The organism is Lysinibacillus antri (assembly GCF_003977595.1).
GTDB lineage: Bacteria > Bacillota > Bacilli > Bacillales_A > Planococcaceae > Ureibacillus > Ureibacillus antri.
Window position 1 is genome coordinate 25,929 of record NZ_RYYR01000011.1, and the last position, 21,720, is coordinate 47,648.

Sequence of the window (21,720 nt, forward strand, 5' to 3'; positions counted from 1 at the left end):
GTACCATATATTCATTCATATTATTTATCTGTTTGATTTTGCTTGTTTTTCAAATACTCCGCACGTATTTTTTCAAGTTGCTGCTTTTTATCCAATTTGGCAGGCTTGTTTTTCTCATGATACTTTGTTACAGCTACCTTACCTTTAGTATCCAATTGATATTTCCCCACTTTGTTCACCTACTTTTCATGTCTTTAAAGAAAATCTAATCAACAAATATAATATACCTTATTTTACTGAAGTAAACCTTATTATGTACTGCTAACCTTGCATATATCAATAAATACATTAAAAACTTAGTAAAATAATTGGACAATCAGGATTTTAATGATGATCATTTCTTGGTTCTTCTGGCCTTCTCCTGCAGTAGCGTTACTTGGGGCGGTGTTGTTACCGGTGGCGATTCGGGCGGGTTTGCCGGCACTGGGAGTTCCGAATGCCATTAAAAGAACCTTTTATTCTTCTATATTTTTATACATAATGCTTAAAAAAGTAAAAACCAAGAATGTTTATTTTACAGCATTCTTGGTTTTCATTTAGCGGGGAATTTGACTTCTAATCTTCAATAATCGATTGTTGAAAGCAGGTCGAACGAATCGTTAATCGGGAACCTTAATGCAACAAATTACACCTTATCTATTCTTCTTTCTTTTTCTCTTTCTTCTCTTCTTTTTCTTTCTTCCGTTCTTCTTTTTTCTTTTCTTCTTTCCTATTCTCTCTTTCTTTCTTTTCCTCTTCTTTCTTTTCTTTTTTTGTTTCCTTCCTTTCCTCCTCTATTTTCCGCCGTTTTTCCTCTTCCTTTCGCTGTTCTTTAAGCTGTTTTCCTAGCAATGGTAAATCAAATTCTTTTTGGGAGAATTCTGTTTTAGATTGGGAGAAAATTTCTTTAAATATATTTGTGACAGTAGAGTTGTTTGGTTCCAATATATAATGATTTTCATCCGTTACATCATATCCCATCCAAACTGCCCCAACGATTTGCGGAGTATATCCGACAAACCAATGATCTTTTGCTCCTCCTGTATTTTTAAAAGGAAGTTGTGTTGTACCTGTTTTACCAGCTACTTCCCAGCCCTCCACTTGAGCATTCATACCTGTACCTTCTTCAACAACGCCTTTAAGCATATAGGTCATTTTCTGAGCAACTAAGGGATCCGTGACTCTTGTAGTGTTATTATGCCATTGTGCAATAACCTTGCCATCTGCATCTTCAATCTTTTGAATGGAGTGCGCTTCCACCATTTCGCCATTATTCGGAAATGTGGAGAATGCTTGGGCCATCAACAAAGGCGATACCCCTTCGTTCAAGCCACCAAGTGCTAAACCTAAATGATAATCCTCTTCCTTTAATTGAATGCCGAAACGCTCCACAGCATTCGTACCGTATTTCAATCCCATCCTTTGCAACAACCATACTGGCGGGACGTTATAGGAATGTATCAAGGCATCATACATTGTAACTTCCCCACGGAATTGCTTGTCATAGTTCATTGGTTGATATCCGTCAATATTAATAGGTGAATCTTGTAACCTATCATAAATTTCGTACCCTTGCTCTAGAGCAGGAGTATATACTGCCAATGGTTTCATTGTAGATGCAGGTTGTCGCTTCAATTGAGTGGCACGATTAAAACCTCTATAAGTATGCTCCCCTCTTCCTCCTACTAGTGCGCTAATTCCACCGGTTGAAGGATCGATAAAAATTGCACCACTTTGAATCAGCTGGTCAGGTTGCCCTTCAGGAAACATCTCGTCATCCCTATACACCTGCTCAACTGCGTTTTGTATTGTAGGGTTTAATTCCGTATAAATATGAAGCCCACCCGAAAGGACCTCATTTTCTGTTAGATTATATTTTTTTATAGCTTCCTCAATAATATGATCTACATAATAAGGATATTTGCCTTTATAATCATCAGTCTTCTTGCCTTCCAAGACCATTGACTGTTCTTTTGCCTTTTCCACATCATTTTGGCTAATGTAGCCTTCCTTTTCCATTAATGATAAGACAAGATCTCTCCGTTCAACGGATTTATCCATATCTTTAAATGGAGACAAAATGGATGGCGCCTTAATCAACCCTGCAAGCATAGCCGACTCACCTAGCGTTAATTCGTTAACATCCTTACCAAAATACGTTTGGGACGCACGTTGGATGCCCCAAGCACCTTCACCAAAATAAATCTGATTTAAGTACCGTTCCATAATTTCATCTTTAGAGTAGGTTTGTTCAATTTTTTTCGTCAAAATAAGTTCCTTAAACTTCCTTGTATACGTACGTTCCTGTGTTAAAAAGACATTTTTGGCCAACTGCTGTGTAATTGTGCTTCCCCCCGCCACAATTTCGCCACTCATCATATTTTGAGTTAACGCTCGAACAATGCCAATAAAATTTATTCCCTCATGCTTGTAAAATCTCTGGTCTTCTGTTGCAATTACAGCATGTATAAGGTTCTTTGGAATCTTTTTTATGCTAACTCCTTCAATATTAGAAGCTTCAATCTTGCTAGCTACATCGCCATTTTGATCATAAATAATCGTTGGCTGTGGAATGGGTTCTTCTATTTTACTGACATCACTTGTCCAAATTAAAATATTAAAGATAAGCAAGCAGCATAAAACCAATACTAAACCCGCTATTAAAATTTTCGCCATCATTTTTTTATTTTTAAACTTACGCCATATCCGCCCGGTTAATTTTCTGTGCTGCCTATTTTCCATTCTTTTCATGTTTTATTCCACCTTCTAGTCTAACGATGTCTAACATTCGCTGCTGCATAAGGGTTATTGTTAGATATGGAACATTTATAGTCAATAGGGATTTTGTAATCTACTACTTTGTACCCCTCTAGAATGTTGTTCAGCAAAGATTATCGTAATGCTGACTACATTGTAGTTAATATAATCAGGATTATAAACCATATTCCTTAAAAATCAGAAGCTAGCAAACTAATTCTATTGTATCCAAAGTTTAAATAAACCCTCTGTTACTCCTAAGTTGTACATGTAATAAAATCCAAATACTGTACTAATTACTCCAATAATTTGGGTAAGTATTTTATTCAAACTCAGCTTTTTGGCACTAAAAACAAATGGGATTCCAATAATCGTAGTAAAGAAAAGCATACCGATGACCGTCCCAGCACCGAATATAAGGATATAAATAGCTCCTTCCCAAGCGCTATTTGCTGTACTCATAGTTAATAGAACCATAGCACCACTTCCTGCTAGACCGTGAACTAAGCCAATCAACATGGATTTAAAATATGAAACGTTTTTAAGTTGGTGATTATGCTTATGTTGACCTTCATATTCGTGAGCTTGCTTATGTTCTTCCCCATCATGTTTATGCTGATGTAAATGGATATTTTTTAGAGAAAGGATAGTTGTAATACCAAGATAAACAAGCATTATTCCTACTAAAAATTCTAAGGACATAGCCCATTTTTCTGGTATTTCACCTTTCATAAAAATAAGAATAAGACAGACAATTAATAATGTTGCAGTATGACCAATGCCCCAAAATACTCCAGATAATGAGGAACGCCATAACTTTTTACTTTGACTAGCAATAGTAGATACAGCAATTACATGGTCTGGCTCAATTGCATGTTTGATTCCAAGAACAAATCCTAAAGCTAGAATAGATAGAAAACTTATCTCCATTAATATACCTCCCTCATGTAATCTGAAAACTCTTAAAAAATATTACCCACAACTATAATATTCAATTTTATATATATTCTTCCTTTATTAAATTACCCTTTAATCGAATATTACTGCGAAGGTTTTAAGAGTAAAACAAACCCTGCTTATTACATGACTTTTTCCAACTTTTGAAAACGGTATTTTTAAAGAAATGGCATCTCCTTTTGAGTTATTTTCTCTGCTGCATTGTTTCGTAGTTTTTTTACTTAAATATTTCCTCTCAACTTATTAAAACGAGAATCCTTACCTGCTAAAATGTTTATACAAACCTCCACCAAATAAAAAATATATCCACTCACTTTCCTAAGCACACACCTATTAGACTAATGCCTCATATTCTAAGCGTAAAAGAAATGAGGGAGAACATGGGTGCTTTAGGTGTGGATTTGTCGGCGCTGCATTGGATTTATGTCGTGTTCATTGTACTGATTATTGGGTTTATGGTGAAGCGTCGGGATACAACATTAATCTGTATTATCGGGATTTTTATGTTGGCGATTGTAGCAACAGGCGATCTAACGGCTTCCATAAGTGGCGTCTTTAATAGCTTTATATATGCTATCACCGAATTGTTGTCGACGATATTAATTATTTCGATAATCGTGGCGATGAGTCGAATCTTAATGAAAACCGGAATCAACGAAGTAATGGTTTCACCGTTTACGAAAATCATTAAAAACCCTACTCTTGCTTATTGGACGATTGGTATTTTAATGATGGTCATCTCTTGATTCTTCTGGCCTTCTCCTGCAGTGGCGTTACTTGGGGCGGTGTTGTTGCCGGTTGCAATTCGCGCGGGTTTGCCGGCTCTTGGAGTTCCGAACGCCAATAAAAGAACCTTTTATAAAACATCATTTAATTTTTTGATTTAAATTTACATATAATAGAAATTAAAAACCAAGAATGTTAATTAAATAGCATTCTTGGTTTCCTATTTCAGAAATAACTTACTAGTTTCTTATTTCTCTAAATAATAACTATTCCTACCTTCACCATCCAATTCATCTATATAACCTAATAACTTTCGTAATTGACGGGGATAGCCCATCTGTTGGCGATAAAATTTTGTCGTTTCATTCGGATATATTGCTCTAACCTGTGCAAGTTTCGCCATTTCAGAAACATCGTATTTTGTTTTAGACATAATAAAATTTCCAGTAAACTGACTAAACTCTATTTGACTAATCCCTTCTTCATTACCTTCCCAACAATATAACATAACTTTTTTATGTAATAACTCTAAATTGTTTTGTTCAATTAATAAGCGATAAATTAAATCGCATTTTACATCTAACGTAATATTATCTCGATTTTCTTCAAATGCCTTATGTTGCTTTTCTAAAACAAAAACAATGATTCCCATTAAGTTATCGATCATTTGTAGCAATAGATCTTTTTCTGAAGATGCCTGTTCAACATCCACAACTTTATAAGCTTTTTTACGATATGCGGAATGTGCATTCATTTGTTCAATAATTTTCTTTTCCAATTCAATTTTTTCATATTCACTATTTTCATCGATGACAATTTTAATATGTTGTCCTGTAGATAAATCTCTTGTCAGTCCATAAAATAAACGTTCAGGAATTTTCACATAAAATAATTCACGTAATTCCGCCATCTTAATGTCCATAGCTGTTGTTAGCTTCTCAGCATCGCCTTTATTAACAATCATTAAATTTAATTGAATGGGTTGACTTAATACGTAATGCAAGGCTTTAAAATATTTTTCAAAATTCGTATCTTGCGTATATTCAACAAAATGCATTTCCGACTTTGACCTTTGTGTTTCATTCAAATTATTTATATATTGACGAATATTATTGGCTACTGTTTCATCCATCCCTAATGCACCGTAATAAGAATAGTCAATTCCGGGTTGATCTAGTTTATTTGATTCATCAAAGTAAATAACATAGGACATCTTTCAACCTCCTTCAACTTTACAAAATAAAACACGTATACTATAATAATAACAATCATATTATATATTTGAGCATATTCTTTCCCCACTGCGTTAGTAGGGCTGGAATAGCTCTTAAAGCACCTTTTCCCCGCTGCGTTAGTAGGGCTGAGGTGCTTATTATTTTCTTTAAGTAAAATATACCATAAAAATTTATATGTAATAGCTATTCTCATAGATAAAAAATCCCTCTCAACCTATTAAAACAAAAATCCCCACCTGCTATACTATTTACACAATCATCCACCAAGTAAAAAATGTATCCAATCACTTTCCTAAGCACACACCCATTGGACGTATGCCTCATATTCTAAGCGTAAAAGAAATGAGGGAGAACATGGGTGCTTTAGGTGTGGATTTGTCGGCGCTGCATTGGATTTATGTTGTATTCATTGTGTTGATTATTGGGTTTATGGTGAAACGCCGAGATACGACATTAATCTGTATCATTGGGATTTTTATGTTGGCGATTGTGGCAACTAGGGATTTGACGGCTTCCATTAGTGGAGTCTTTAATAGCTTTATCTATGCCATCACCGAATTGTTGTCGACGATTTTAATTATTTCCATCATTGTAGCGATGAGTCGGGTGCTATTGAAAACCGGGATCAATGAAGTGATGGTTTCGCCGTTTACGAAGATCATTAAAAACCCTCCCCTTGCTTACTGGACGATTGGGATTTTAATGATGGTCATTTCTTGGTTCTTCTGGCCTTCTCCTGCTGTTGCGTTACTTGGGGCGGTGTTGTTACCGGTTGCTATTCGCGCGGGTTTGCCGGCTCTTGGAGTTGCCATGGCGATGAACTTATTTGGTCATGGGATTGCATTATCCGGTGACTTTGTGATTCAAGGTGCTCCGAAATTGACGGCAGATGCTGCAGGGCTTCCAGTGAGTGACGTTATATCAGCAAGTATACCTCTTGTCATTGTCATGGGTGTGGTGACGACGATTGTTGCCTTTTATTTTTTACGCCGTGATATGAAACGTGGCAACATGGAGATGGTTGGTTCCTTTGGAGAGAAAGTTGTAGATGAAGTCAATGAAAAATTGCTCACTCTGGGACAACGAAAGTTTTTTGCATTATTAATCCCACTTGCCTTCATTGTTGACGTTGTGGCCATGTCTGTATTTAATTTAACGGGTGGCGATGCAACGGCCCTTGTTGGAGGTACGACTGTATTTATTCTACTATTATTAGCCTTATTTGCGCATAAAAATGATGGTCTTGAAAAAACAACGAGTTATTTAATTGAAGGGTTCCAATTTGGTTTTAAAGTGTTTGGTCCCGTTATTCCGATTGCTGCCTTCTTCTATTTAGGTGACTCTGGATTTGGTAAAATTATTGGTGAATACTTGCCAGCCGCGTCACAAGGAATTGTGAATGACTTAGGGGTTGCGTTAGCGGCGATTGTACCATTAACAGCCGAAGTTGCAGCAGTAACATTAACGGCAGTCGGAACTATTACGGGATTAGATGGTTCAGGTTTCTCTGGTATTACACTAGCCGGATCAATTGCCAACTTATTTGGAACAGCTTTAGGAGAAGGTACCGCAACGTTAACAGCACTTGGGCAAATTGCGGCAATCTGGGTTGGTGGCGGGACTTTAGTTCCTTGGGCGTTAATCCCAGCAGCAGCGATTTGTAATGTCAGTCCATTCGAATTAGCTCGCAGAAACTTTTTACCGGTAGTTATTGGTCTTGTTGTGACGACGATCGTGGCAATGTTTATTTTATAAAAATTAGCTTATAGGTCTATGCAGGAAGTTAAGATTTCTGTATAGACTCTTCTTTTTTGAATTAAAGCCGAATTTCTAATATCGATTTAAATTTGGCTAATATTCTTCCACGCTTGGCTATTATCTTATTCATTTTGTCTAAAAATTAGCGAGTTTTGGCTAAAATTTGGTCAGAGAGTTTCTTTAACTAGCAAATTTCCCACTGGTCAAAATTAAAAAATGCTCAAGGAAGTTTTCTCCTCAAGCATTTCATCATTAATTTCCATCCACATATTTGCCATGTTTCGGGATGGCCATTGTTTCAAAATCGATGGCTAAACATTGAAGTTGTAGCGTTAAATCTTCCCCTTGCATTGGACCACCATGACCCGTGACGGCAATGGATGGTTTTAAGGATTCTAGTTTCTTTACCGAATCCCATGCTTGGTTCCAATCTGTTGTAAAGTAGCGAGGCGGCCCACTAATTTCTTTTTCTTGTACTAACACTTTGAATAAAGATTCTTGTTTAACAGAAATAAAGGCATCTCCTGCGATTAATGCGCGGTCTGCTTCTCTAAAGAATGATACATGACCCGGTGAGTGTCCTGGCGTATGATACCAAGCCCAATCCTTTAATAGCGGAATTGTGCCGTCAGCTGGCAATGGCTTCACATGGGATCCTAAATTAATGGCTTCGTTTGGAAAATACGGCGACATTCGTGATACAAGTCCCCCGCCCTCTACAGTTGGATCTGCTTCTGGATAACTTTGTTTCCCCGTTAAATAAGGAATTTCTAATTTATGTGCGTACACTGGAACATCCCAATGCTTAACTAGCTCTATAATTGCCCCGACATGATCAAAATGACCATGTGTTAAAATGATTCCATTTGGCCGCGCACCTGGTCCAAAACGATTTTCTGCTTCTTTGATGATGGTATCCGCAGATTTTGGCATTCCTGCGTCAACTAGCGTCCATCCTGTAGAATTGGTTTTTTCGCCTACCATGCAAATATTGACAACTTGTATGGTGAATAAATAGATATCCGGAGTTACCTCTACACCAATTCCGCTCATAAGTGAAGACATGGGAATATATTTATAATCCTCACCATAATTCATTTGTTCATCCAATTTGTTTACCTCCCTTTTCCACTATTTTTTCTTATTCGGCCATATTTATACAAAGTGGAAAAAGCCCACAAAAAATGTGAGCTTACTTCAATGATATTTTGCTAACTATATCAAGGTAGTAAAAAGCCAAGCACAGAGTTTTCTACATGCTTAGCTTTTTCAAATTGTATTAAATTTTCAGAATTGTTTAAGTACCAGGCACCACTAAATATGAAACTCAATATTGTCCTCAACGAAATGCCAATCATATGGTGTTTCTTGGTATACGTAGTAGTTGAGCCAGTTGTAGAACAATAGGTGCGAATGGGCGCGCCATGTGTTTTTTGGTGTTTGGCTTGGGTCGTTATTTGGGAAGTAGTTTACTGGCATGTCAACCGGCTCTCCTTTTGCTACATCCCGTGAATATTCATCCGCTAATGTAGTTGCGTCATATTCCAGATGACCTGTAATCATAATATGTTTTGTATCTTTTGATTGGATAATGAATGGTCCAGCTTCTTCTGAATAGCTAAGTAATCGTAATTCTGGATGTTCACGCACTTCCTCAATGGAAACCGATGTATGACGAGAATGTGGTGCCATGTATTCATCACTAAAGCCACGTACTAAATCCACTGTTAAGTCTGTAATCACGTGAGAATAAATTCCTGAACATTTTTTTGGTAGTTCGAATTTTCCGATATTGAACAGGTGATAAAGTGCAGCTTGTGCTCCCCAGCAAATATACATACAAGATGTAACATTTACTTTTGCCCAATCCATCACATCGGTATATTCTTGCCAATAGCTGACATCTTCAAATTCCATTCGTTCCACAGGTGCTCCTGTAATAATCATACCATCAAAACGACGGTGTTTGATTTCGTCGAACGTTTTGTAAAATGTATCTAAATGTGATTTGGATACATTTCGAGATGCGTAAGTTGCCGTATTTAAAAACGTCACATTTACTTGTAATGGCGTATTTCCTAGTAAACGTAATAGTTGAATTTCAGTCTTTTCTTTTTCAGGCATTAGGTTGAAGACTAATAGATTTAATGGACGAATTTGTTGTGTTTTGGCACGATCTTCTTCCATAACGAAAATTTTCTCTTGGCGCAGAATCTCTCCTGCAGGTAAATTCTTTTGTATATTAATTGGCATTTTGTTCCCCCATTTCTTTTTACGCCATTTTTGTGCAAATAAAAAACCTCTCACTCCAGCATGAGGATGAGAGGGTACAATTTATGTGCGCACTCTTATCTCCCAAGACAATTTTGTCTTGCTGGAATTAGCACCTTTCTAACATGTTAGAGGTTGCTGAAGCTTCACTGGGCCATTTCCCTCTGCTTCTCTTGATAAGACATATGAAATTAATAGTAATACTACCATGGAAAACAAATATTTGCAATATTCTATCGTTATTTTTTTGTATTTATTTGCTCTTTCCATTTGGTCATTTCTTTTTCTTCTAATTGTTGTTGTAAAGTAACATCCCAATTATCTAGTAAGGTATTCCATACTTTAGAAAATATTTTCTCATTTTGATCGTCAAACAAAACAAATTCAATACACGGCACATCATTGATTTGTCCATCTTCAATCGAATCAATCGATGAAATGACGAGCTCGTTTGCCTGCTCATCACCTTCATCCTCGTCACCTATTGCTTGTAATTCCTCGATAATTTGTTGATCCGATATTTGAAGTTCTTCGGTTTGACTATGATGGCGATACATATCTTCTGGAAAATCCTCGTAGTCTAGCACTGACTCGATTTCTCCTTGTAAGAAAGATTTGTGAGTAGGACTATATAAAAGCTCCATTGTCTTCACGTCTTGATTCTCTTCAAAGATTCCACTTGCTAGTTGTGAGCTGCCTTTTTCGGTTAGTTGATAATATTCTTCCTTACGAATTAGCTCCGTTCGCTCCATTTTTGACAATAAATCTTGGACAAACAGTTCTTCTACTAATAAAATTTCACTTAGCTGCTCAGCCTTTTTAAATTTGGCCTTTTGCACGGATAGGAGGAGCATTTTCATTAAAATATCCATTTTTGTTCGAACAACGGGCTTGTAAGAAATGGTCACCGTATGAACAGGGACACACCAAATAGATGTATCAAGAATGGTCGCATTGTTTCTTTTTAATTGATCCGATAGTTTCGATTGAAGTGCTTGAAGTTCCATGTTGATTTCCTTTCAAATGAACTTATGAAGTGAAGCTTACGAGATCTCGATAGCCACTTTGAGATTTTACTGTGGACAATAATTGGCGATACATTTGCTTCGTCTCTTCTTTTTTCGGACGTTTCGTAAACATATCTGTACTGCCAATCAACACTAACAGCTCCCGCGCGCGTGACAAGGCAACATTTAAACGTCGATAATCTTTCGCAAACCCAATATCTCCATGTTTGTTATCGTTATTGCGGACCATACTTACTAAAATAACATCCATTTCCATCCCTTGGAACTTATCGACAGAACCTGTTCGGATATGTAAATGTGGTAAGTGAAGCTCTTGTTCAATTAAGCGGTTAATTCTTTTTACTTGTTCAGCATAGAAACTAATAACACCCACTGATTTTAATGCCTTTTCTTCAATCAAGCCTTGTTGTTTCGCTTGCTCTGTCGCTTTATTTAAATCAAGCAACATCGTACGAATGGTGTTTAACTCAGCTTCATTAAATAAACTAGCTCCTTCTTTCATTCGTTCTTCAAAGTAGGAAGGTTGATTTGGCAGATCAATCCACAGTAAATGTTCGCTTCGTTTAATTAGAGGACTTTCTAATTTATGATCGCGCATCGCATCGGAATCCGTTAAGCCACATTTAAGTGATTCATTTTCACTTTCATAAAATGGTGTGATCGTTTGCATAATGTTTTCGTGCATTCGATATTGAAGTGCCAGCATTTTTTTGTTCGAGGACGGTAAGTTTTTATAAAGACGTTCAAATAGCGACTCTTCTAATAATTTTTCGAGTTCACGCTTTTGCTCAAACGTATCGCTTTCTTTAATGACCGTTTCTAATGTTTCTTCAAACGTATCATCTCCAATTAACGGAGGTAGTTGATGATGGTCCCCTACTAGCACAATTTTCCTTCCTTTTAACATCGGCAGTAAAAGTTCCGGTGGTGTTGCTTTCGATACTTCATCGATAATGACCACATCGAAAATTGGATAGTTGTCCATAAACTCTTTATTGGCAGAAGCAACACATGTTGTTCCTATTACATTTGCGTGTTTCACGTACAGTTTTCGAATTTCGTCCAAATCGTGTTCAGTTGCTTGTTCAAGTAAAGCTTTCCATTCCACTTGAAGTTGTTGCGCAACCGGAAGCATGTCAATTTTTAAGTTCAACTTTTCAATAGTTGCTTCTAGGTTTTGGATCATTTCTTTCGTCTTTTCAAGCTCTAATTCCGGATTTTGCTTTGTTAGTTGTTCGGTTTCTTCATATTCTTTTTCGAGTCGGATTCCAGTGCCGTTTAACTCTTTTAACTGAAGAATAAATTCTTTTAACACCGATTCCCCATGTACGAGCTCTTTCGTAACGCTTTCGAGTTCTGAAGTTTTTTTCTCCAATTGTTGATTCAACTCATCAAGTTTTGTTTTATTTTCGTGATGTGTATGAATTTCTTCGTTTAATACTTGAATAATTGACGCCAATTCATCCTCTGATGGGATAATGTCTGGTGGGTCAATGGCTGCTAGTTGTTCTTTATAGGAGTTGGCTGTTTGTTCTAAATTTGCTTTTTTCATGCGCAAACTATCAACAGCGGAATGATTGATCCCATTTTGTTGCATAATTTGATCGGTTACTTCTTCTTTAATTTTCGTAAAAACTAGAATCGATTCATCAATGAGTGCACGATAACGAACGGCTAACGTATTTAAGTACAGCTTTCTAGCATATAACCCTTCAATTGAACGAGTCCCGTTTAATGCGTTAATTTTTTTCTGCGCAATGGCGTGACTTAATTTCGTTAAAAATTCGTTAATCTCATTTAGTGAATATTGGTGATTAGGCGGTAGTTGGGAAACTTGTACTTGTATCCCTAAAGTTGTTCGATTATACTCCATCGCCTTATCAAGACGGGCTGTTATGTCTTTTAACGATTTAAACTGATCGATTTGTCCAGAAAGCTTATCCATATCCGAAAACAACTGGCTTAACACATAACCACGGCGAATTTGGTGTTGTTCGATAAACTGTTCAAGCTCATATATTTTTTTTAAGGATGCAATTTGATCGACGAGTTCCGAGATTTGATTTGTTTTAGATTCAATTTGCTGCAATTCATTGTTGATGGTAGTAATTTCGCCCTGTATTTGACGAAGCTTGGAATCTACTTGAACAAACTGTACCACTTGTTTTGATTTCGCTATTTTTCCCTGTGCGAATTGAATTTGTTTTTCGCTATTTTCTATTGAACCGATTGCAGAAATTTGGTTCGTTAGTTCGTTCAATCTAGTATTTATTTTCTCTTGGGCATTGCGGAGTTTTTCAATCGATTCCTCTACTTTTTCTCGTTCTTTTTTAAGTGGAATAATTTGTTTTTTCAGTTCGGCAATTTCAACTGTGATGTTCTTTAATTTTTCCTGTGCTTGTTGTTTCTCGATTATTTGCTCCTCAAGATGCTGTTCTTTTTCTTTTAACGAGCCAATTTCTTCTGTACATTGTTGAATTTCATCATTTAATTGCTGTTCCTTCGTTTGATGCTGACTAATTTCGTGCGTGATCGCTTCATAAGTTTGTGCTTTCCAATAATCAGCCACATTTTCTTCGATAAACTTCTTGCCTTCTTCTTCAATGCTTTCGGTGCGTCCGTAGCGTAAAATCCGTATATCTTTATTGGACAATAAACGACCTAGCGCATTGTCTACAGCTAGGTTGGATTGAGAAGCAATTAACGTTTTTAAACCGGCTTTGGCATTTTGATAACAGATTTCCGAAATAACCGTCGTTTTCCCTGTACCTGGGGGGCCTTGAATGACGTATAAATCTTCTGCACTTACTGCACCAATGACAGCATCCCGTTGATATTCATTTAAGTTATTATGAAATTCAAGGTCGACATCGGTTTTTCGCTCTGCAATGGTCGGGTGATCCTCAAATAAAATTGTTTCGAGGTTGGCATTGGCTGCTAACCCTTCTTTTAACCGTTCAAACCCTTTTAGTAAGCGATTCAATTGGGATTTCGTTGACGCATTGCTAAAGGAGATATATTCCGTTGAAAAGTCAAATTCATTGTTACGAACAAGTTTTGCAACCTTTGCATTAAGTTCGATTACAACAGTATGGTCTTGACGATTCGCCTTTGTGACTTCCCCAATCTCTCGGTTATACCCTTTCACATAAGCACTTAATCCTTTTAGTTGCTTCCACTGTTTGTCATCGATTCCGTTACAACGCAATGTCACTTTCGAGAAGTCTTGACTGTATTGGACCGAACTAAATGTTGCATCAATATCATCAATAGACGCATTTTTATATAAAACTTTTAAATAACCTTCCCAGCTTGTAATTCGTTTGTTGACATAATCAAAACGTTCTTTCGCTTCAGGTAATTGGGCGATCGTTGAAATAAATGCCTCTGGATATGTATGGCCATTAATCCGTGAAGGAACAAGGTTGATCCGCATTTTTTGACGTCGATTCGTTTCTATGGGGGTACGGGCCCCTCTCGTTCGAAAACTCTTGGCAACTAAACCATTTTTAAGATCAAAGGCACAATCCATAATGACGACACGGCCACCGAATTTTTTTGCTAGATTGACGTTACGCTTATTATCAAAATAAAGGGTTAAAGAAATGGAAGTTTGTTCAATCGATAATTTTTCTATATAAACGGTAAATGGATTTTGTAATTTGAAAAAGGCATGTTCATCTTGAAAATGTTGTTTTATTGCTTCCCGAGCTGTATTGGTTAACACGATAAAGCATTTGACCGTCTCGTTTGCTACCATTTTTTGTACCATGAACACCCTCCTCTATCTTAATTAAATCAATTTCGCCTTGGCGTAATTGCGTCCGGATTTTGAATTGTGCTTGCACAATTAACTCCTTACAAAATCCGTGACATCCGCCTGGGGCTTTATCATCATTTAGCTGGGTTTGAACCCAGCTGAATGATGATAAAGTATTCACAAACGTCATTATAACAAGATAATCGCCTACTGTGTAGTTTCGTAATTATTCAAAAATAAAACAGACTAGCAACGGTGCTAGCCTGAGTCATTGTTAGTTGTTAATTCTTGCAATTTCTGCGTATTTTGCATCCCACACCGGGTCAATTTTACTTAATGGCGTTGGGCGGAAATTGTCTTTTTTCACTAGCGTATGTAATGTCTTACCAACTGCAGCGAGCGAGCCATCTTCGTGTAAAATTTCATACCCGTATGTTGTACGAAGTTTTGAATGGGATTCAACCCATGTACGAACAGTAGCTACTTGTCCATAACGCATCGCTTTTTTGTATTGAACAGATACATCTAATACAGGCGAAATGTATCCTTGTTCTTCTAGCCCTGCATAGTTATATCCTAAGTCGGAAATAAGCTTCGTACGGCCAATTTCCATCCAAATTAAATAATTCGCATGATACACCACACCCATTTGATCTGTTTCGGCATAGCGGATTTCGATTTGTTTTTCACTGACAAACATTTACCTTCACCTCAAAAGTAATTATAGCGTAAAAATAAATGATGTGTGGCAATTTGCTCTGAATTTGTCATGCTTAATTAAGCTTTCTTATCGGGAATCTAAGCATTGTATGAAGCTCATTTATTTTTCACATACTTTTGTTAAATTTAAATGAGGATGTGTGGATGATGGAAAAAGTAAAATTTGCACAATTAAACCATGATCAATTAAAGGAACTAACTGAATTAGAAGAAAGACTAGGGGTTACGCTAATTGCATATGATCCAAAATTAAAAAATGAAAATACGGAACAAATTCATATGGAAATTTCGGATGATTTCACAATATTATAACTGATAAAAGTGTTTAGGAGCCGATACCTAAACACTTTTAATTTTTTTGAACTATATATTTTTCATTCTGTTATACAAAACGGAAGAACAATGAAAATAATAATACAGATCATATTTGGCGATAATATGATGTGTGAATACAGTTATAGATATTGATTGGGAATTATGGTAGGATTAAACTCTAGACAATTGAAGGACGTGAACATAAGTTGATTAAAATTGAATTACCAAAACCAGATGTTGTTATTTATCAACGTCAGCAAGAACTAAAAGAAGGCGATGTGCCAATCACACCGTATCATGGGTTTATTGATTTTCATAAAATTACGCGTGAAAAAGGCGGGTTTTTCTTATTTTACAATAAAGCAAATGAAGTATTATTTGTAGGGAAAGCGCGTAAAATTCGTCAACGGATCAAAAAACATTTTGAAGATAATGTATCGCCAATGAAAAATCATCGCGATGAAATTTATAAAATTGAAGTGTATGAAGTGGAAGATGCAATGGAACGTGAAATTTACGAAACGTATGCGATCAATTTCCTTCGTGCGAAATATAATGTGGACAAGGTGTTTTATTAAACTTTGTTCAATGGGGCGTTCGAAAATCACTTTTCGGATGCCCCCTTTTTTGTTCACTAAAAAAGTATGGAGTCAAATTTAACCCCATACCCTTTTACTAAATCTCAATCATTTTTTCGATTTGCTTAATATCTTTTAAAATAAGTTCTTTGTTTTGCATCACGTTATCAAACCATGGTTCAACAGGTTTCATAAACTGTTCTTCTGGCTCTTTCCCTTCTGCTAACGTGTGCACTAAATAATCAATCATTTTTGTTCGTTGTTCATAAAATTGAATGCGTTTATGAAAATCTTTGTTGATTTCTTGGTTAAACACTTCCCCTAAACGAATAATCCCTTTATTCACATGTTGTTCAGCATATAACGAAGAACCCGCGATGGCTAGTTTTTCATTAAAGGAAACAGGCGCTTCTTTAAAGTAGTCTGCCATTAAATTTTCTATTTGGCGTAAAATGAAATGCAGTTCGTCTCTTTGAACTTCTGTCAGTATTTTGGTCTTTTCGAAAACAGGTAAAATTTTATGGGTTTCATCAATTAGAAATTTTACTTGCTCTAGTCGTTCAGCTTCATGAGGTACTTTTAGTCGCTGATAGATCGTCTCTACTACGAATAAACGCTGTAAATAGCCCGTTAATAAAATCATTCCATTGTACTGAGTTTTTGCTTTATTCGACAACTGAAATGACCTCCTTTTTTTCTTTTTGGTCATTCCCTACTAGAAAATCCCTAAACTTCTCAATATTATCATTATATAAAAAATCTATAATAGAAACCATACTATTTTTCGATGTGAACAGTAACTGTTTTTTGTTGTGTGGCTAAACTCACGGCAACAAAAATAATGAATGAACAAAGGATTGGTAAAGTCACCGTATGCATCCCGAAAATATGTGGTGAGAGCAGGTGGATTGTGATATAAAGAGCTAGCCCACTGATCATGGATGCGATGGCTCCATATTTGTTCGCCTTCTTCCAATACAAACCAAAGATGACCGACCATAAAAAGGCAGACTCTAATCCTCCAAAAGCAAATAAATTCAACCAAATTAAAAATTCAGGTGGTTTAAGTGCGAAAAATACAACGGCTAATCCAATAATTGTCGTGACATAAAAGCTTCGGGATTTAATTTGTGCTTCTGTTGCTTTCGGATTAATAAAATTTAAGTAAATATCTTTCACAACGGTTGAACTAACTAAAATTAACAATGCATTGACAGTAGACATAATGGCAGCCATTGGAGCAGCAAGGACAATTCCAGCTAAGATTGGGGGCAATACCTTTAAAGTCAATAATGGCATTACTTTATCCCCTACCTCTACTCCTGGAAGAACAGGTCGTGCTAAAACCCCAATTAAATGCATCCCAAACATAATTGTCCCAATACCGATCGTGCCAATAATAATCGCGCGGTGTAAACTTTTCGAATCTTTGTAGCTCATTGCACGGACCGCGATTTGTGGTAGACCGATGACACCTAGACCAATTAAGATCCAGAATGTCGATACATAAAGAGGGGTTAGTGATCCATCCGCACCATATGGGGTCAACATGTTTGGATTTTCATTTGCTAATGAATTCATGATTGTGTCTAGTCCCCCACCTGCAACGATGGTTCCGATTAATAAAATCACTGTCCCAATAATCATAATCGACCCTTGTAATGCATCAGTTAGTGCAACTGCGCGGAATCCCCCAATGATCACGTACACTAATACGGTCACGGCAAAAATTATTAGCGCAGCTGTATAATTCAGTCCAGTTAACGACTCAATTAAACGTGCACCTCCTACCCATTGCGCTGTCATGGAGGCAAATAAAAATACAATAATACTAATAGCAGAGATGATCACGACAACATTGCTTTCATATCGTTTCTTTAAAAAATCAATTAATGTAATGGTTTCATATCGACGTGATATAATGGCAAATTTCTTCCCTAATACCATTAACACAAAATATCCTGCAGGAAGTTGAGCCATTGCTAGGAGTACCCAACCAAGACCTAAATTGTAGGAAACCCCAGGACCTCCAATGAAACTAGAGGCACTGCCGTAAGTAGCCATCATGGTCATAGCAAGGAGAAAGCCACCCATTTCACGTCCACCGAGGAAATATTCTTGTAAAAAAGAACTGGATGTCCGTATTTGTTTATTTGCCCATATTCCGATACCAAAAATAATGACTAGAAATATGAGTAGCGGAATGATGACTTGCCATTGAATCATTCTTTATCCACCTCATCACTAAAAGAAACATCCTTGAAAAATAGTTTAATTGTAATCCAAATCAAAACAATCATAAAAATGGTTCCGGCAATACAACTATAGAAAAACCAAGCGGGAAAACCGAATAAATATGTATAATCTTTTGGATCACCATTTCCTAATCCATATGCAAACCCAAACCAAATCGCAAAATTAATGAGTACGAGTACGACGCCAATTAATGCTTCACGGTTTGCGATTTTGAATCGTTTATCCTGCAAAACTATTTCACCCTTCCAAAATTATTTTAGTATAAAAACAACTTTATTATCATAGCATTATCGATGATGGAAATGGAAGAACTTACATACTTTTGATTCATGTACCATCGTATTAGTTCACTGCAAACCAACATACTATCGTTAACTAGAGTATTTATTTTTTTATACCCCTAATCTTTGTTATAATAATAGAGTACGTGTAAAAAATGGATTATTTTAGAATGGAGGATTTAGTAGTGAAAATATTGAAAATAGCTACAGCAATTTTATTTGCGTTTACTTTAGCGTTCTCAAGTTTAGGGTCAGTTATTCTTAGCGATGACGTGCAAACAGTTGAAGCGAAAAAGTACAAGTCTGGGAAGAAAAGTTACAATAACAACACAGGTACGACAAACAACAATATCCAAAACAACGATTCAGGAACAAATACAAATGTAAACAAAGCAACGACTACAAATAAATCAACGACGGGTACTACTACGAAAAAAGGTGGTTTTACATCTGGCGGCTTAATGAAAGGGCTATTTATTGGAGGACTAGCTGGTTTACTTTTTGGTAGCTTATTCTCAGACATGGGGCTAATTGGAAACATTTTAGGCTTTGCGATCAATGCAGCAGCTATTCTGTTAATTGTGTTCTTAGGGATGAAAATTTATCAAATGATGAAACGTAAAAAGGATAAAGAGGTAACAGACAGTTGGAAAAGATAATTTTATCAGAACAAGAAGTGATCAATGCTTTATGTATCTTTCATGCCAAATTCAAACGTGTACAACCACAAGATGTGGAAATAGAATTAATGTATGACGATGCGGCAGGATTTACTGCTGAAGCCTATGTAAATGGCCAAATGGATGTTTATAACACCGTAAACTTTATTACGGCCATTCGATTATATATTGATGAACAACTAAGAAGAGATTCTATTGCAGCTCGCATCGTTTTGGACCTACACGATGAAGAAGGAATCATAGCAAAAATTGAGTGGTAAAAAGAAAAGCGAAAGCGGCTCGTCCAGCTCCAAAAACAGCTAAAGTAAGTATTTATTATTAGTCAAAAAGGACTTAGTTCATAATGCTAAGTCCTTTTTTAGTTTAGTTCAGTATTTAGATTCCCCTTCATAGTAAGTACATATTTCATTACAAAGTCCCCTTCTCCATGCTATGACCGCGCTAAATCGAAGTGAATCCCCATTTCATCTCAAAATATCACAAATTTTCATTTTTATTTTTCGAAAAAACCTATTTACAAATAAGGAAATTTTATGTAACGTACGATATATAACAACTGTTATTTAATGAAAGTTTAGGAGTAAGTTACATGCCACCAAAAACAAAATTTTCAAAAGAAGCTATCATTGATGCAGCCTTTGACATAGCAAAGTTAGAAGGTATCGACAGCATTACAGTGAGAAAAGTAGCCGAAAAATTAGGAAGTTCTACTGCTCCTATTTATGTAAATTTTACAGAGATAGAAGAGTTAAAACAGGCCGTTTTAGTTCGGATCCACAATATTGCACAGCAAATGTTAAAGACACAATACAGTTCTGATCCCTTTCTCAATATTGGTATTGCAAGTATAAAGTTTGCTAGAGAGTACAGTGTTTTGTTTAAAGACCTCATTATGAATAGCAATCGTTATTTAAAAAATATACAGCCTTCAAGAATAAACACTTTTGAACAGATGAAAGAATCAACCTCACTAAGTGTCTTTTCAGAAGAAGAACTAGCAGAAATTTTGTTTAAAATGCAAGTTTTCCAATTGGGTCTTTCGGTAATGGATGTAAATGGTCTGCTTCCAGATGATTTTGATGAAGAGAAGATCATCCAAATGTTAAATAGTGTTGGTAAGGATGTCATTATGGCTACCCGATATCGTAAAGGCGAAATAAAATAGCGGAGAAAAATTAAGGGAGATGGGTAAATGGAGAAGACAAAGGTACAAATCGAAATTGAACAATTCTTTAAAAATAAAGTAAAAAAAGATTTAAAAATCCATAACGCTTACTTACGTGTTCACTCTGAAAAGTATCGTATTGACTTCAGTATGAATACTGGAAAAGAATCAATCCACCCAGATCAGCCATTTTACATTGCAAGTATTAGTAAGCTATTTACATCTGTTCTATTTGCGCAATTAATCGAACAGGGGCACTGTTCGTATGAAGACAAAATTTCTAAGTATTTAGAGATAGATATATTAAATAATTTGCATATTTATAAAGGAAAAGATTATACACACGAAATAAAAATCAAACATTTATTAAATAACACCTCGGGCTTACATGATTTCTTTGAGGATAAACCGGTAAAGGGAAAAGCATTTGTAGACCTTATTCTTGATGACCCGAATCGAACATGGACCCCACAGGAAGTAATCCAATGGGCTAAGGAAAATTTGAAAACACACTTCCCTCCAGGAGAAAGATTCCACTACTCCGATACAGGATATCATCTATTAGGCTTAATTATTGAGAAGATTACAGGACTTTCCTTTCATGAAGTCCTTAGTAAAAATATATTTGAACCATTAGGTATGAAGCACTCACATTTCTCTCGCATGAAACCATTAGAAGAAAGTCCATACGAAATAGCCAAGATATATATGCGTAATATTAATGTTACGCATTACCAAAGTATGAGAAGCTCCGTATATGCTGGGGGCGGTATCGTTTCCACAACTGGTGACTTGTTAAAATTTATGAAAGCACTCGTTCATTATCAGTTATTACAGAAAAAAACGATCGAAAAGATGAAAAATGACTGTGGTAAGTTCTTTTTAGGAATAGATTATGGATATGGAGTGATGAACATTAAAACGATTCCTCTGTTAATGCCAGCAAAATATAATTCTTGGGGAAATGCTGGTTCTACTGGTTCGTTTATGTTTTATCATCCAGTGACGGATACTTATATCATCGGTACCTTAAATCAATCGGGATATGGGCAAAAAGGGATAAAGTTAATGCTTCAAATTGCTGATAAAATTTTAAAAGCTATAAAAAAATCTGAAGTATTATTGTAAAAGAAACTGGTAACTGTAAAATGGAACCTAATTTGTATAAAGGATATAATAAACTATCATTCAAAGATGACGCCTGTATTAACAGGTGTCAAAATTTTTATAAAAAACCAAAAGTACTAGTACTTT

20 protein-coding genes, 1 pseudogene and 1 riboswitch are annotated in these 21,720 nt (G+C 36.1%); of the genes and pseudogenes, 8 read left to right on the forward strand and 13 right to left on the reverse strand.

What is annotated here, in order from left to right:
- Window positions 1-20: 20 nt before the first annotated feature.
- From EK386_RS20305 to EK386_RS09850, 4 genes are all read right to left on the reverse strand, one after another.
- Window positions 21-170 carry a hypothetical protein gene (locus EK386_RS20305; RefSeq protein ID WP_179966020.1) on the reverse strand — a complete coding sequence of 50 codons (150 nt, stop codon included), beginning with the start codon at window positions 168-170 and terminating at the stop codon, window positions 21-23.
- 126 nt (window positions 171-296) lie between these two features.
- Window positions 297-443, reverse strand: a complete 147-nt coding sequence (locus EK386_RS20200) for a hypothetical protein (protein WP_158674404.1) — start codon at window positions 441-443, stop codon at window positions 297-299.
- Between the two features lie 193 nt (window positions 444-636).
- Complete coding sequence (locus EK386_RS09845; protein ID WP_126658993.1) at window positions 637-2,730, reverse strand: transglycosylase domain-containing protein; 2,094 nt, start codon at window positions 2,728-2,730, stop codon at window positions 637-639.
- A gap of 225 nt (window positions 2,731-2,955) precedes the next feature.
- Window positions 2,956-3,666 carry a HoxN/HupN/NixA family nickel/cobalt transporter gene (locus EK386_RS09850; protein ID WP_126658994.1) on the reverse strand — a complete coding sequence of 237 codons (711 nt, stop codon included), beginning with the start codon at window positions 3,664-3,666 and terminating at the stop codon, window positions 2,956-2,958.
- A gap of 407 nt (window positions 3,667-4,073) precedes the next feature.
- Here EK386_RS09850 and EK386_RS09855 point away from each other — a divergent pair.
- Window positions 4,074-4,535, forward strand: a pseudogene (locus tag EK386_RS09855) (hypothetical protein); the annotation flags it as partial.
- Window positions 4,536-4,666: 131 nt separating this feature from the next.
- On the opposite strand, the gene EK386_RS09860 reads toward EK386_RS09855, so the two are convergent.
- On the reverse strand, window positions 4,667-5,632 hold the full coding sequence (locus EK386_RS09860; RefSeq protein WP_126658995.1) for a DUF3800 domain-containing protein: 966 nt from the start codon (window positions 5,630-5,632) through the stop codon (window positions 4,667-4,669).
- 376 nt (window positions 5,633-6,008) lie between these two features.
- On the opposite strand from EK386_RS09860, the gene EK386_RS09865 reads away from it, so the two are divergent.
- Window positions 6,009-7,409 carry a hypothetical protein gene (locus EK386_RS09865; RefSeq protein ID WP_126658996.1) on the forward strand — a complete coding sequence of 467 codons (1,401 nt, stop codon included), beginning with the start codon at window positions 6,009-6,011 and terminating at the stop codon, window positions 7,407-7,409.
- 255 nt (window positions 7,410-7,664) lie between these two features.
- Here EK386_RS09865 and EK386_RS09870 read toward each other — a convergent pair whose 3' ends face one another.
- The 5 genes from EK386_RS09870 to EK386_RS09890 all read right to left on the reverse strand — a co-directional run bounded on the left by EK386_RS09870 (window position 7,665) and on the right by EK386_RS09890 (window position 15,171).
- On the reverse strand, window positions 7,665-8,522 hold the full coding sequence (locus EK386_RS09870) for an MBL fold metallo-hydrolase (protein WP_126658997.1): 858 nt from the start codon (window positions 8,520-8,522) through the stop codon (window positions 7,665-7,667).
- A gap of 204 nt (window positions 8,523-8,726) precedes the next feature.
- On the reverse strand, window positions 8,727-9,665 hold the full coding sequence (gene metA / locus EK386_RS09875) for a homoserine O-acetyltransferase MetA (RefSeq protein WP_126658998.1): 939 nt from the start codon (window positions 9,663-9,665) through the stop codon (window positions 8,727-8,729).
- A gap of 92 nt (window positions 9,666-9,757) precedes the next feature.
- Window positions 9,758-9,866: riboswitch (SAM riboswitch) on the reverse strand.
- A gap of 56 nt (window positions 9,867-9,922) precedes the next feature.
- A complete protein-coding gene (locus EK386_RS09880) occupies window positions 9,923-10,690 on the reverse strand; it encodes a hypothetical protein (RefSeq protein ID WP_126658999.1) in 768 nt (255 codons plus the stop codon).
- 22 nt (window positions 10,691-10,712) lie between these two features.
- Window positions 10,713-14,483, reverse strand: a complete 3,771-nt coding sequence (locus tag EK386_RS09885) for an AAA domain-containing protein (RefSeq protein ID WP_126659000.1) — start codon at window positions 14,481-14,483, stop codon at window positions 10,713-10,715.
- A gap of 262 nt (window positions 14,484-14,745) precedes the next feature.
- Complete coding sequence (locus EK386_RS09890; RefSeq protein ID WP_126659001.1) at window positions 14,746-15,171, reverse strand: acyl-CoA thioesterase; 426 nt, start codon at window positions 15,169-15,171, stop codon at window positions 14,746-14,748.
- Window positions 15,172-15,338: 167 nt separating this feature from the next.
- Here EK386_RS09890 and EK386_RS20205 point away from each other — a divergent pair, with 167 nt between their 5' ends.
- Entirely contained in the window at window positions 15,339-15,503 is a 165-nt protein-coding gene (locus EK386_RS20205) for a hypothetical protein (protein WP_158674405.1), read from the forward strand.
- Between the two features lie 209 nt (window positions 15,504-15,712).
- Window positions 15,713-16,084, forward strand: coding sequence for a nucleotide excision repair endonuclease (locus EK386_RS09895; RefSeq protein WP_126659002.1), 372 nt, complete (start codon window positions 15,713-15,715; stop codon window positions 16,082-16,084).
- Between the two features lie 97 nt (window positions 16,085-16,181).
- Here EK386_RS09895 and EK386_RS09900 read toward each other — a convergent pair whose 3' ends face one another.
- From EK386_RS09900 to EK386_RS09910, 3 genes are all read right to left on the reverse strand, one after another.
- Window positions 16,182-16,760: a transcriptional regulator gene (locus tag EK386_RS09900; protein ID WP_126659003.1), complete on the reverse strand. Its 579-nt coding sequence runs from the start codon at window positions 16,758-16,760 to the stop codon at window positions 16,182-16,184.
- A gap of 101 nt (window positions 16,761-16,861) precedes the next feature.
- Entirely contained in the window at window positions 16,862-18,307 is a 1,446-nt protein-coding gene (gene panF / locus EK386_RS09905) for a sodium/pantothenate symporter (RefSeq protein WP_179966024.1), read from the reverse strand.
- Window positions 18,307-18,570 (reverse strand): YhdT family protein, encoded by a 264-nt coding sequence (locus EK386_RS09910; RefSeq protein ID WP_126659005.1) that lies wholly within the window; start codon window positions 18,568-18,570, stop codon window positions 18,307-18,309. The genes panF and EK386_RS09910 overlap by 1 nt, the downstream gene beginning before the upstream one ends.
- 236 nt (window positions 18,571-18,806) lie before the next feature.
- On the opposite strand from EK386_RS09910, the gene EK386_RS09915 reads away from it, so the two are divergent.
- From EK386_RS09915 to EK386_RS09930, 4 genes are all read left to right on the forward strand, one after another.
- Window positions 18,807-19,280, forward strand: coding sequence for a hypothetical protein (locus tag EK386_RS09915; protein WP_439331227.1), 474 nt, complete (start codon window positions 18,807-18,809; stop codon window positions 19,278-19,280).
- On the forward strand, window positions 19,268-19,561 hold the full coding sequence (locus EK386_RS09920) for a YxcD family protein (protein ID WP_126659006.1): 294 nt from the start codon (window positions 19,268-19,270) through the stop codon (window positions 19,559-19,561). Before EK386_RS09915 ends, EK386_RS09920 begins: the two co-directional genes overlap by 13 nt.
- 329 nt (window positions 19,562-19,890) lie before the next feature.
- Window positions 19,891-20,466, forward strand: a complete 576-nt coding sequence (locus EK386_RS09925; protein ID WP_126659007.1) for a TetR/AcrR family transcriptional regulator — start codon at window positions 19,891-19,893, stop codon at window positions 20,464-20,466.
- Between the two features lie 27 nt (window positions 20,467-20,493).
- Window positions 20,494-21,594, forward strand: coding sequence for a serine hydrolase domain-containing protein (locus tag EK386_RS09930; protein WP_126659008.1), 1,101 nt, complete (start codon window positions 20,494-20,496; stop codon window positions 21,592-21,594).
- The last annotated feature ends 126 nt before the right edge of the window (window positions 21,595-21,720 follow it).

Coding starts and splice junctions, on each gene's coding strand:
- EK386_RS20200 (WP_158674404.1), bottom strand. CDS start 443: ATGGCATTCGGAACTCCCAGTGCCGGCAAACCCGCCCGAATCGCCACC.
- EK386_RS09845 (WP_126658993.1), bottom strand. CDS start 2,730: ATGAAAAGAATGGAAAATAGGCAGCACAGAAAATTAACCGGGCGGATA.
- EK386_RS09850 (WP_126658994.1), bottom strand. CDS start 3,666: ATGGAGATAAGTTTTCTATCTATTCTAGCTTTAGGATTTGTTCTTGGA.
- EK386_RS09860 (WP_126658995.1), bottom strand. CDS start 5,632: ATGTCCTATGTTATTTACTTTGATGAATCAAATAAACTAGATCAACCC.
- EK386_RS09865 (WP_126658996.1), top strand. CDS start 6,009: ATGGGTGCTTTAGGTGTGGATTTGTCGGCGCTGCATTGGATTTATGTT.
- metA (WP_126658998.1), bottom strand. CDS start 9,665: ATGCCAATTAATATACAAAAGAATTTACCTGCAGGAGAGATTCTGCGC.
- EK386_RS09880 (WP_126658999.1), bottom strand. CDS start 10,690: ATGGAACTTCAAGCACTTCAATCGAAACTATCGGATCAATTAAAAAGA.
- EK386_RS09885 (WP_126659000.1), bottom strand. CDS start 14,483: ATGGTACAAAAAATGGTAGCAAACGAGACGGTCAAATGCTTTATCGTG.
- EK386_RS09890 (WP_126659001.1), bottom strand. CDS start 15,171: ATGTTTGTCAGTGAAAAACAAATCGAAATCCGCTATGCCGAAACAGAT.
- EK386_RS20205 (WP_158674405.1), top strand. CDS start 15,339: ATGGAAAAAGTAAAATTTGCACAATTAAACCATGATCAATTAAAGGAA.
- EK386_RS09925 (WP_126659007.1), top strand. CDS start 19,891: ATGCCACCAAAAACAAAATTTTCAAAAGAAGCTATCATTGATGCAGCC.
- EK386_RS09930 (WP_126659008.1), top strand. CDS start 20,494: ATGGAGAAGACAAAGGTACAAATCGAAATTGAACAATTCTTTAAAAAT.